This is a genomic window from Flavobacterium sp. (genome assembly GCF_040382755.1).
In the GTDB taxonomy this organism is placed as follows: Bacteria; Bacteroidota; Bacteroidia; order Flavobacteriales; family Flavobacteriaceae; genus Flavobacterium.
Map to the genome: position 1 here is coordinate 1 of NZ_JBEIET010000061.1, position 12,653 is coordinate 12,653.

General features: G+C 29.4%; 11 protein-coding genes. 7 read left to right on the forward strand and 4 right to left on the reverse strand.

Annotated elements, in window-relative coordinates; genetic code table 11:
* Positions 1-181, forward strand: a 181-nt coding sequence (locus ABWO04_RS06975) for a superoxide dismutase (protein ID WP_353078576.1), incomplete at its 5' end; no start/stop codon positions are given.
* A gap of 77 nt (positions 182-258) precedes the next feature.
* Positions 259-2,487 carry a DUF5686 family protein gene (locus tag ABWO04_RS06980; protein ID WP_353078578.1) on the forward strand — a complete coding sequence of 743 codons (2,229 nt, stop codon included), beginning with the start codon at positions 259-261 and terminating at the stop codon, positions 2,485-2,487.
* Between the two features lie 7 nt (positions 2,488-2,494).
* Here ABWO04_RS06980 and ABWO04_RS06985 read toward each other — a convergent pair whose 3' ends face one another.
* Positions 2,495-2,737 (reverse strand): helix-turn-helix domain-containing protein, encoded by a 243-nt coding sequence (locus tag ABWO04_RS06985; RefSeq protein WP_353078580.1) that lies wholly within the window; start codon positions 2,735-2,737, stop codon positions 2,495-2,497.
* Positions 2,738-2,826: 89 nt separating this feature from the next.
* Between ABWO04_RS06985 and ABWO04_RS06990 the strand changes: the two genes are divergently transcribed.
* The 5 genes from ABWO04_RS06990 (at position 2,827) to tyrS (ending at position 11,706) form a co-directional block, all read left to right on the forward strand.
* The gene (locus ABWO04_RS06990; RefSeq protein ID WP_353078582.1) at positions 2,827-4,653 is read left to right on the forward strand and encodes a hypothetical protein; all 1,827 of its coding nucleotides are present in this window, start codon (positions 2,827-2,829) and stop codon (positions 4,651-4,653) included.
* Positions 4,654-5,074: 421 nt separating this feature from the next.
* Positions 5,075-6,352: a hypothetical protein gene (locus ABWO04_RS06995; RefSeq protein WP_353078584.1), complete on the forward strand. Its 1,278-nt coding sequence runs from the start codon at positions 5,075-5,077 to the stop codon at positions 6,350-6,352.
* Between the two features lie 591 nt (positions 6,353-6,943).
* Positions 6,944-7,378 (forward strand): hypothetical protein, encoded by a 435-nt coding sequence (locus ABWO04_RS07000; protein ID WP_353078586.1) that lies wholly within the window; start codon positions 6,944-6,946, stop codon positions 7,376-7,378.
* A 601-nt stretch (positions 7,379-7,979) separates the two neighbouring features.
* Entirely contained in the window at positions 7,980-10,406 is a 2,427-nt protein-coding gene (locus tag ABWO04_RS07005) for an efflux RND transporter permease subunit (protein ID WP_353078588.1), read from the forward strand.
* A gap of 1 nt (position 10,407) precedes the next feature.
* Positions 10,408-11,706, forward strand: coding sequence for a tyrosine--tRNA ligase (gene tyrS / locus ABWO04_RS07010; RefSeq protein ID WP_353078590.1), 1,299 nt, complete (start codon positions 10,408-10,410; stop codon positions 11,704-11,706).
* A 56-nt stretch (positions 11,707-11,762) separates the two neighbouring features.
* On the opposite strand, the gene ABWO04_RS07015 is transcribed toward tyrS, so the two are convergent.
* The 3 genes from ABWO04_RS07015 to ABWO04_RS07025 form a co-directional block, all read right to left on the reverse strand.
* Complete coding sequence (locus ABWO04_RS07015; protein WP_353078592.1) at positions 11,763-11,948, reverse strand: YgaP family membrane protein; 186 nt, start codon at positions 11,946-11,948, stop codon at positions 11,763-11,765.
* 14 nt (positions 11,949-11,962) lie between these two features.
* Positions 11,963-12,268: a hypothetical protein gene (locus ABWO04_RS07020; RefSeq protein WP_353078594.1), complete on the reverse strand. Its 306-nt coding sequence runs from the start codon at positions 12,266-12,268 to the stop codon at positions 11,963-11,965.
* A 10-nt stretch (positions 12,269-12,278) separates the two neighbouring features.
* The coding region (locus ABWO04_RS07025; protein WP_353078595.1) for an efflux RND transporter permease subunit at positions 12,279-12,653 on the reverse strand (375 nt) is incomplete at its 5' end.

The following is a 12,653-nucleotide window of genomic DNA, read 5'->3' on the forward strand; positions in this document are numbered from 1 at the left end:
AAATCAAGATAATCCTTTAATGCCAGGAATTGGTTGTGGCGGAACTCCTGTTTTAGGTTTAGACGTATGGGAACACGCCTATTATTTAAATTACCAAAACAGAAGACCTGATTATATTGAAGCGTTTTTCAATGTAATAAACTGGGACGAAGTAACAAAACGTTTCAACGAAGCAAAATAAATTTTAAAATAAATAAAAGCGTTCAAGTAATTGGGCGCTTTTTTATTATATGTATATTTGCTTTTAATTTCTTGTAAATGAGAATACTCGTGTGGTTTATTTTTTTTAGTTCTTTTGGGGCAATGGCTCAAAAGACAACTTCAAAGCACCGTAAAACTACTGAAAATTTAATAACCAGTATTATTCAATTACAAAGCAAAAACCAAATAAAAACGCCTGATTTTAGTTATACGTTTTACGAAAAATCAATTGTTTCTGCGGATCCAGATTCTATTTCTGCTTCAATTGATACGGTTTTTAAGAACAAGCGAAAAACGAAATTTATAATAGATTCTTCAAGTTATAAATTCAAGAAAATTATTACCAAACAACATGTTTATCAAACCGAAAAAGTTTCAAAAATTTCTTTCGAAAAAGGCAAGAAAAAAGAAATTATTATTGGGATAAAAATGGCGGGTTTAAAACAACCTGTTTACGAATTATTAGGACAAGAATTTATGCCCTTTGATTTGAGTAAAAAACAATTGAAAATTTTACAATTTACTTTTCAAAATCCTTTTTCAACTGATGGATCACTAAAATATAAATTTGAAATAACTGATACGATAATTAAACCAAATGGTAATGAAATAGTGTTGCAATTTGAATTAAAAAAAAGCATCAAAAAAAATAAATTAAAAGGTGTGGCTATTGTTGATTTAAAAACAAATGCCATTACTAAAATTACTTTTCTAATAAATAGCATTATCAATGTAAAAGCTGAAACTATTTTTGGCTCGTTTAATACTGAAAAATCGTGGTTTCCTGTTTCTCAAAACATATTAATAACTAAAGGAAAAGGAAAACAAAATATTGATTTTTTAGGAGAAACTATCCAGTTTGACAATTTGCCAAATACCTCCAAAAAATACGATTATTCAAACGATTTATTTGTAAAAATTTATAGAGATTATAGTAATTATAACTTTACACAACTTCAAAATAGACAGCGATATCAAATTCAGATTGATAAAAGTGCTATTAAAAAAAATACTGCTTTTTTTAATACAATTTCAAACGACACGTTAGACGAAAGGTCACAAAACACCTATCAAACATTAGACAGTTTAGTAACCGCAACAAAAATTGAAAAGAAAATTTATTTTGGCAAAAAACTAATTAACGGACAAATTCCGTTTGGTTGGTTTGATTTTCGAGCGCGCGATATTTTTAAATATAACAGTTACGAAGGTTTCCGATTGGGTATAGGAATTGCTACAAACGATCGCTTTTCACCTTATTATAAACTATTTGGTTATGGCGCATATGGCACACGAGACGGTATTTTTAAAAGTCAACTTGGAAGTGCGTTTCGGATTTCAAAAAATTCGGATAGTTGGATTTCGGGTTCCTTTACAGACGATATTATTGAATTTGCCGATTTAACTTTAATAGCCGATTCTAAAAAATTTAAATTGTACGATCCAAGACCCTTTAATCTTTCAACATTTTATAACCATCAATCGTATGAACTGACTTTTGAATCGAAATTCATTTCTAAAATTGAAACTACTTTTAAAATAAGTCGTTCCAGAATTAATCCTTTATTTGATTACGAATTTATTGCACCAAATAAATCATATAAAATATACAATTTAACTTTAGCAACTTTAAGTTTGGAATGGTCGCCAAATAGTAAATTTTTACAAGCACCACAAGAAATTTTAGAAGTAGAAAAAGGATTCCCAAAAATAATTTTGCAGGTGTCTCACGCAATCCCAAATGTACTGAGCGAAAACATTGAATTTACAAAAATTGATGCCCGAGTTTATCAAGAAAAGAAATACTTATCAGGACAAAAAACCACTTTTTTATTACAAGGAGGAATTAGTTTAGGCAACGCACCACTATCCCATTTATATAGTGTAGCGCCAAATAATTTAGACCGAGAAGCCATTTTAAGGCGAATTACATTTGCTAATAAAACGTCTTTTGAAACCATGTATTTTAATGAATTTTTTTCAGACAGGTATTCACTTTTTCAGATGAAACACTACTTTAATAAATTTCAAATTTCAAAAAGCATTAAACCGATATTAATTTTAGGAACTAAAGTCGCTTTTGGTGGTTTTACTCATCCTGAAAATCATGAAGGTATTGCATTTAAAACTATGGAAAAAGGTTTTTTTGAAAGTGGATTTGAATTGCAAAACATATTTAAAGGCTTTGGTTTAGCTACCTATTACAGATATGGACCGTATCAATTATCAACATTTGATCAAAATATTGCCATAAAACTATCTTTTACATTGAACTTGGGGATTTAGAGATTTTTTAAAATTCAAATAAATTCTTTATATCAACATCTAATGAAATGGCAATAGTTTTTATATTTGATAAAGATGTGTTTACTACACCACGTTCAATTCTACTTATAACAGAAACATCTACATCACAATCAATTGCAAGCTGTGCTTGAGTTATACCTTTCTGAATTCTAACTTTTTTAAGGTTAAAACCAAAATCCTCTAAAAATTTTGTATTTACTTTTTTTCGCACATACAAAATTTGCCACATAATATAAATATTTTATAGGAGTTATTGTCCTATATTAAAAATTTTATTATATTAGTAAAAATATTTTTATTAACTTTAAATTTTAATTTATGAAAAACCCCAAACAAAAATTGAAAAACATCCTACTTTTAGTAACTGTGCTATTTGCTATTAGTTGTAGCGAAGAACTATTTGAAAATCGTGTGCATCATCACGATGAAGATAAAAATGAAATAAGCTTTAAGCAATTTAAAAATGAAACAGGTATAAATAAATTTGATTATCTAAAAAAAGCAGGTATAAGTAAATCTACAGATTTTCAAGCTAGAACTATTGAATCAGAATTTATTACAGACACTATTGGTATTAAAAAATACGTTAATCCAACAAACAATAAAACCACTTATTCGTTTAAAATTTATCCGCTTTCAGAAGACTTAAACGCTAAAGAATATTATAATTTAGTTTACGAAAAAGTAGGAACAGAATGGAATGAAATAATATTTTTTAATACTGAAAAAAATAATCCAACAGACGGAAGAAAATTAGAAAGCTCTGAAATGGTTTACAACAGAATTTCTGGAAGGGAAGGTTTTACGGAAGAAATCACATATAGTGTTCATTGTAATGGATCATGTAGCGGAGCGTGTGATGGCTTTGCATGTCCAACTGGTGAATGTATTAGAACGACAATAACTTATATTTATACCGGCATCCAAGATTCAGGCAGTGGTAATAATGGAATTCCAACTGGCACAGGAAACAACAATAACGGAAATAGCGGTGGAGGTTCAGACGAATATTCAGGTATTTTCATTCCAAATTCTTATGATGGTGATGTGGATTTAAATAATCCTGATTTTATCTTTGCTGGACAAGTAGTCGCATATACAAGTTCTTTACCTCCTAACTTAAAAGATGTAATGTCAAATAATTTTTGGCTCTTTTATGATATTAAAGAATTTTTTAAAAATAATGGCGGATTAACCAGAGCCAATAAAGATGCTGTTGTATATGCATTAAGCAACATTCAAGCTATTTTTACTACATTATCTCAAAATTCAAATGATTTAACTACAGTCCAGATTAATCAGACAAAACAAAGAGCATTTCAGTTTTTACTTCAAAATGGTGCTTGGTTAGGTGGGCAGTCTGGAACAACACAGCAAAGTATTACAAATTATTTGATTGCGAATAATTATTCTGATGAAAGTGAGACTTGTATTGATGAGGCAATTAATTATTGTGAGAATAATGGAAATACCCCAGAAGTTTTAGAAGAAATTAATAATACTCTCAGTTTATTGACCAATGGCACAATAAATGGGCTACCTGTAGATTTAGGAGACAGTACACCAATAACAAATATGGCTAATTATTTAAGTTGTTTTAATACAACACAGGGAGCTGTTTTAACTATAGCTGCAGACCAACCAGATGCAGGCGATCATGATTTGTTTACTTTAAACGGAGGAGTCGGTCATTCATTTATTACCATAAAACAGGGAAACAAAGTACGTTCACTGGGGTTTTATCCGAAATCAGGAGCACAATCTATTGTTCCTAATACCATCTCACCAAACCCCAATGATTTTTACAATGTTCCAGGCGAATTCCATAATAATGAAAACACTTCTTATGATGTTAGTTTAAGTGTTCCAATAACGGCTTCTCAATTATCAAATTTAATTAATGGAACTGTAAATTTCGCAAACAATAACCCTGTTTATAATTTATCAAGTTTAAATTGTACAGACATAGCTATAGTGATGTTTGAAACAAATACGACTGTTAATTTACCAAGTTGTGAGTCACCTAATATTTTATGGGACGGACAAACACCAGGAACACTTGGTGAAGTTTTAAGGGATTTACCAACACCAACAGGTGGTACAAAAGACACTAACGGAGGAACTTCACCTCAAAATAATGGATAAAAAATGAAAAATTTAAAAGCAATAAAAACAGCAACAATTTGTATGTTTTTATTAATTAACATTCCTTATGATCATATTTCGCCTTTTCTATTTATGCTCATACCCTTTTTGTTTTTAAATTACTTTGGGGAAATTATTAGTTTTTATCAAAATTTTTATGAGAGTTTTATAAGTTTTTTGAACTTATTATTTATCATTTTAATAATATTAAGTTTTATCAAAATTTTCGAAACAAAAAAAATTTGGATTGCTTTAAGTTTGATAATTCAATATATTTTTTTAGTCTACATATTTAAAACTACTTTTTTAAAACATTGGCTTTTTTATATACCTACATGTATATATTTACTATTGAGTTTATATTTAATAATGGAGTTGTTTGTTTTGAAAACAAGAAATACAAATAAATAAACGCATTAATTTGTTTAAAATTTATCCGCTTTCAGAAGACTTAAACGCTAAAGAATATTATAATTTAGTATACGAAAAAGTAGGAACAGAATGGAATGAAATAATATTTTTTAATACTGAAAAAGCAAACCCAACAGACGCTAGAACACTTGAAAGTTCTGAAATGGTTTACAACAGAATTTCTGGAAGAGAAGGTTTTTCTGAAGTAATAACTTACTCTTTTCATTGTACTGGCTGTACTGGTCCTTGTGATATGTGTAATAAGTGCGTTTCAACACATGTATCTTATATTTATACCGGCATCCAAAATTCAGGCAGTGGTAATAATGGAATTCCAACCGGCACAGGAAACAACAATAACGGAAATAGCGGTGGAGGTTCAGACGAATATTCAGGTATTTTCATTCCAAATTCTTATGATGGTGATGTGGATTTAAATAATGTTGATTTTATCTTTGCTGGACAAGTAATTGCATATACAAGTTCTTTAACTGACTTTAGAGATGTAATGTCAAATAATTTTTGGCTCTTTTATGATATTAAAGAATTTTTTAAAAATAATGGTGGATTAACCAGAGCCAATAAAGGTGCTGTCGAATATGCATTAAGCAATATTCAAGCTATCTTTACTACATTATCTCAAAATTCAAATGATTTAACTACAGTCCAGATTAATCAGACAAAACAAAGTGCTTTTGTTTTTTTACTTCAACATGGTGCTTGGTTATCGGGACAGAGTGCAACAACACAGCAAAGTATACTGCAAAATTTGACAAGTTTAGAGAAAATTGAAAAAATTGATAAGTTGACAGATGTGGCTGAAATTACAGGTACAACTTTTACAATTGACCCAACTGTAAATGCTACAAATGGACAGGTATTTAATAATGCTAATGATTTGGAAGATTATTTAAACACTGGAAATAGTTCTAATTGTACAACACAAGTAAACAATATTAATCTTGGCGAAAGAATATCAAAAGCAGTTTTTGATCTAGGTATATTTATTAATTTAGAACTTTCTGTTAAACAAAATACAAATCCTTTCAGTGTAACTGCCGTTACTAGTGAAATTACAGGTATGACATTAGGAAAAGAATGGCATCAAACTAACTCAACAACTAATAATACTGCAGGGTTTCCAAATAGTGCAGAGGTCGATGTTTATGGAAATATGGTACATTTTATTTTTTTAGAAGGTATTGGCACTGTATTTACAGCATCAGAACATTTTCAGATTAAATTTCTTAAAAACAATGGTTCAATTTATGCAACAATTCATTATTAAATTATGAAAGAAATAAAAGTACAACATCCGGAAACATTTGAATATTATTTTCATTATTTATTGGGAATATTAATACCTATAATAAATATTATTCTCTTAATTGTGGTGATATATTATATAATTAAACTCTACAGAAAAATTACAAAATATTTAGATAAGAAAAATGATGTTTAGATTAATTAATATTTAATAGTAAAGTTATGAAGTCATTTTTAATTTTTTCAACAACTGGCGCAATAAGAGTTGTTATGTATGTGTTTATTATTATTGCAATCTTATATTTAATTAAAATTTTAATAAAATTTTATAAAAAATCCTAAATTTCAATATTTTCTTATGGGAAAAATTTTTAATGAATTTAGTTTTGGTTTATTTTTATTACAAACTCTTATGTTTATTATATTGATAATTATAGTTATCGCTATTGTTAAATTATATAAAAAACTATTGAAATATTTAGACAAAAAATAAACTCATATTCTAAACAAAACTTACTACTCGATTTGCTATCGTAAGTCGGGTAGTATTTTTTTAAATACACTACGAAATCTCACACAACCAAAATCAAATTTAAGCTGTAATTAATTTTATATGGATTTTTTTAAAATATTATTAAAGGCTATTGTTACAATAGTCTTGTATTCTTTAATTTTTAGCTTTCTTTTATGTATTAAGCTTGATTTCATAGAATTAAGTATTAAATTTAATACATTTAATATGCTTGATTTTTTATCTTGGTTTTATTTACTTTTAATTTATTTATTGTTTAGTTTTTATTTAGTTGTTTGGTTGCTTTTTATATATATTTATGAAAAGTATGAAGTATATAAAAAAATAAATTTTATTGTATTTACAGCAATCATTATGGGTTTATATTTCTTTGTGTCTAAATTTGTTTTTGAAAGACATATGCTAAACGATAAAAGCTCAATAAATGAGTTTATATATACATTTATTAGTGTTGCTATAAATGTGTATTTGCTTTATTATTTTGATAAGAAAAAGCATAATAAATTGTTAAAATGAAAATATTTACTATTTTTTTTAAAAACAATTTCAGCAATATTTATGTATTCTATTTTATATTCATTGCTTTCTGCTTTTAGAGTTGATTTTATTGATTTAAAAATTTGTAAATTTGAATTTACAGAATTTTTATCAATATCGTTTTTGATGATTATTTACTTGACTTTTAGTTTTTATATTCTTTTAATATTTTTTTCAACTTATTTAATAGAACATTTTAAAATTCACGAGAGAATTAATATATTGTTTTTGATATTAATTTTTTTAGGAATGTTTTATCTACTAACTTTAATTTTTGATAGTAATTTTAAAGACACAAATAGTTCTTTAAATGGATTTATTTACTCTTGTTTGTCAATTAGTTTGATTGTATATATACTGTTTGGTAGAAGTAAAACAATATTAAATAATAAGAGCATAAAACCACTCTAAATATTTAGACAGAAAATAATCACATATTCTAAACAAAACTTACTACTCGATTTGCTTTTACAAGTTGGGTAGTATTGTTTTAAACACATAACCAACTTATATGACTTATATGGTTAAAAATTATATATAATTCATCATAATTCTTACCTTTGCACACTAAAATCATATCATGACGAAGTGGTTAAACACCAGTTTTTGGAATTTTGTAGCGCGTACGCTTTTAAGAAATAGACATTGGGTGCTTTTGTGCATTGCTTTGTTTACTATTTTTATGGCATCGCAATGGAAATACATCCGTTTTACACAAACCGAAGCCAATTTATTACCCAACGACCATAAAGACAATATTGCCTACACCGATTTTTTAAAGAAATTCGGCGAAGAAGGTAATGTAATCATTTTTGCCGTTAAAAGTGCCGATGTTTTTAAACCAAAAACGTTTAAATCTTGGAACAAAATGATGGCTTCTATTGCTAAAAACAAAGAAGTCGATGGTGTGTTATCATTCAATGAAATTCAGGATTTAGTTAAAAATGATTCGTTACAAACCTTTCAAACCAAACCTTTTATAGATCAAAATAAAGTAGCTGATGCTGCTTATTTGAATGCCAAAAAACAAGATTTATTAAACAAAATGCCTTTTTACGAAAGCTTATTGTTCAATAAAAAAAGTGGCGTGGTGAGAAGCGTCATTTATCTTAAAAAAGACATCGTAAACAAACCCGAAAGAAAAGAATTTGTTTTAAACAAACTAATTCCAGCTATAGAAACGTTTAAAGAAACCGCAAAAACGGATATCAAAGTTTCAGGAATGCCTTACATTAGAACCTTAAATGCCAAAGCAATTATTAGCGAAATCGGCTTGTTCATTGGGGCTACTTTATTGGTAACTTCGTTAATTTTCTATTTCTTTTTCCGTTCGTTTCGTACCACTATGATGGCGCTTTTTGTGGTGATGATTGGCGTGATGTGGTCTTTCGGATTTTTGGGATTATTGCGTTATGAAATTACTGTATTAACGGCTTTAGTACCTTCGTTAATTGTTATTATTGGTATTCCGAATTGTATTTTCTTAACCAATAAATACCATCAAGAAACGCGAATTCACGGAAACAAAGCCAAAGGTTTACAACGTGTTTTAACTAAAGTAGGAACCGCAACTTTCATTACAAATGTAACAACAGCCGTAGGTTTTGCTACATTCATTATTACCGATAATAAATTGTTACAAGAATTTGGAATTGTAACTTCCATTAACATTATGGCGCTTTTTGTGCTGAGTTTATTCGTAATTCCAATTTTCTTCAGTTTTATGCCCATACCAAAAGCAAAACATTTGGAACATTTGGAGCGCGGCTATTTGGTGAATTTTAAAAATTGGATTATCAACCAAGTAAAATATCATAATGTTCGTGTGTATTCGGTAGCTGTTGGGATTTTAATACTTGGAATAATTGGCGTTTATAAAATCAATATTTCTGGAAGTATATTAGAAGATATGCCTAAAAACAATGCGTTTTTTGAAGACATTCGTTTTTTTGAAAAAGAATTTAAAGGGGTTTTACCTGTGGAGATTTTAATTGACACGAAGCGTAAAAAAGGCGTAATGAAGATTTCAACTTTGAAGAAAATGGACGAGTTGCAATCGGAAATTGAAGCCATTCCTGAACTTTCAAAACCCGTTTCTATTGTCAATTTAGTGAAGTTTTCGAAACAAGCGTATTACAACGGAAATGCCGATTTTTACGATTTACCCGATTCGCAAGAGCAAGCTTTTATTTTGCCTTATTTAAAAAATTCATCAAAAGACAGTAAAAATAATCCATTGAAAAGTTATGTAGATTCCACTGGGCAATATGCTCGAATCTCAACTTTTATGAGAGAAGTCAGCACAGATGAAATGGTGAAAGTGGAAGAAAAATTAAATGACCGAATCAATAAATTATTTCCTAAAGAACGTTTCACAGTTACCATTACTGGAAAAGCCTTATTATTTCAAAAAGGAACCAGTTATTTATTAGACAATTTAATAGAATCGCTTCTTTTTGCTTTAGCATTAACAGGTGCTTTAATATTTTTCTTATTCCGTTCGGTGAAAATGATTTTTGTGGCATTGATTCCGAATTTATTACCTTTATTAGCTACGGCTGGATTGATGGGTTATTTAGGTATTCCTATTAAGCCCTCAACTATTTTGGTTTTCGGAATTGCATTCGGACTCTCCGTAGATGATACGATACGATTCTTAGCGCAATACCGACAAGAATTGGTTCGAAATAATTGGAAAATTAAAAAATCAATCTTCTCCACATTAGAAGAAGAAGGACCGAGTATGTTTTATACATCTTTTGTGTTATTGTTCGGATTTTCGGTATTTACTTTATCGGATTTCGGAGGAACAGTAGCTTTAGGAGGTTTGGTTTCCATTACATTATTATTCGGAATGCTAACCAATTTAATTTTATTACCAAGTTTAGTTTTATCGTTAAACAGAAGTTTAGCCAACGAACAAGAATTTACAGAACCTATTTTAGATATTTTAGAAAATAATGAAGACCCAGACGCTGTTGCTGAGGGTGAAGAAATAAAAAAATAAAATGAGAAATTTAATCGAAGAATTACAATGGAGAGGTCTGGTACACGATGCGATGCCAGGAACAGAAGAGCAACTTTTAAAAGAGCCAACTGCAGTTTATATTGGTTTTGATCCTACTTCAGATTCCTTACATATTGGTAGTTTAGTGCCTATTATTTTATTAATGCACTTGCGAAAATTCGGACATAAACCCTACGCTTTAGTCGGCGGTGCGACAGGTATGATTGGTGATCCATCAGGAAAATCAAACGAAAGAAATTTATTAGATGAAGCCACTTTAAATCATAATGTAGAAGGAATTAAAGGTGTGTTGTCTCGGTTTTTAGATTTCAATGCTACGGATGCACAAGCCCCAGTTTTAGTCAATAATTACGATTGGATGAAAGATTTCTCGTTCATTGATTTTGTTCGTGAAGTGGGAAAACGCATTACAGTTAACTATATGATGAGTAAAGATTCTGTGAAAAAACGTTTGTCTGGTGAAGGCGAAGGAATGAGTTTTACAGAATTTACATACCAATTAATTCAAGGGTACGATTTTTATCATTTGCACAAACACCACAATTGTAAATTACAAATGGGTGGAAGCGACCAATGGGGAAACATCACAACTGGTACAGAATTAATCCGAAGAATGAACGTAGATTCTGAAACAGAAGGAAAAGCGTTTGCAATGACGTGTCCGTTAATTACAAAAGCAGATGGTTCGAAATTCGGAAAATCGGAAAAAGGAAACATTTGGTTGGATGCGGATAAAACATCACCGTATGAATTTTACCAATTTTGGTTCAACACAACCGATGTTGATGCCGAAAAATATATTAAAATTTTCACATTCTTAGATAAAGCTACGATTGAAGCGTTATTAGCGGAACACGTTGAAGCGCCACATTTACGAGTATTACAGAAGAAATTAGCCGAAGAATTAACCGTAATGATTCACGGTGCAGCAGAACACGAAAAAGCAGTTTTTGCATCACAAGCCTTCTTTAAACCAACCGTGGACGATTTAAAACTATTAGATTTAAAAACGTTAGCGGATGTTTTCCAAAGTTTAGATCAAGCGGAAATTACTTTAGCAGAAATACAAGCGGGTTACCCAATTGTAGATGCCTTTGTGAAATCTGGATTTTTATCTTCAGGAAACGAAACCAGAAGAGCATTAAAAGAAAATGCCGTTTCCGTAAACAAAATAAAAGTAACAGAAGAATACGTAATTTCTACTAACGATTTAATTGCGAACACGTTCGTTTTACTTCAAAAAGGAAAGAAAAACTATTATATTTTAAAAGTGGTATAAGCTGGTTTTAAACTAAAAATCAAAAGCCGTTCTGAAAAATCAGAACGGCTTTTTTGTTAGTCTTTAACGCCTAATTTGGCTAAAATATCTTCCATTAAACACCATTTGGTAATAGAAGATTGTAATAAATTTACACCTACAAAGGCGGTAAACCACAACCAATTTTGGTTTACATATATAGAAAGTAAAATACTAATTAGTACAAAACTTCCAGCTATGGCTCGGATGATTCTGTTTTTCATACTTATTTTTTTTATTAATTTGATTTTTCAATATTTATTGCTGCTATATGAATTTTTGATTTGGTTTCTTGTTGCGAATTAAATTTAGTTATAGCAGTAAAAACCAAATCCACATTTTCAACAGGTACGAAAGCATAAAACAATATACTTTCATTTTCATTCATTTCTGTACCAAACCAGTTTTCGCCTATGGCTTCATTACTTGAGTTGTGGTATCCAATAACTTCTTTGTATGAAAAATTTTTCACATTTGCTTGTACCAAAATTTGTTTTATTTCTTTTTCAAATTCTGAAATTGATGTTATTATTACTAGTTTCATAAGTCAAATATTATTGGTTAATTTCCTCCGTATTTTTATTTTCCCACTTTTTTCTTTCCGTGATATAGTAAATAATTGGCACAACTAATAATGTTAATACTGTAGATACAATTGCTCCAAAAACAAGTGATATGGCTAATCCTTGGAAAATTGGATCGAATAATATAATGACCGCTCCAATTACAACAGCTCCAGTAGTTAATAAAATTGGAGTCGTTCTTACAGCGCCCGCTTCAATAATGGCTTGTTTTAATGGAATACCTTCGTTTAGTCGGATTTCAATAAAATCGATAAGTAAGACCGAATTTCGTACCATTACTCCTGCTAAAGCAATCATTCCAATAAATGAAGTGGCTGTAAAATAAGCACCTAACAACCAGTGTCC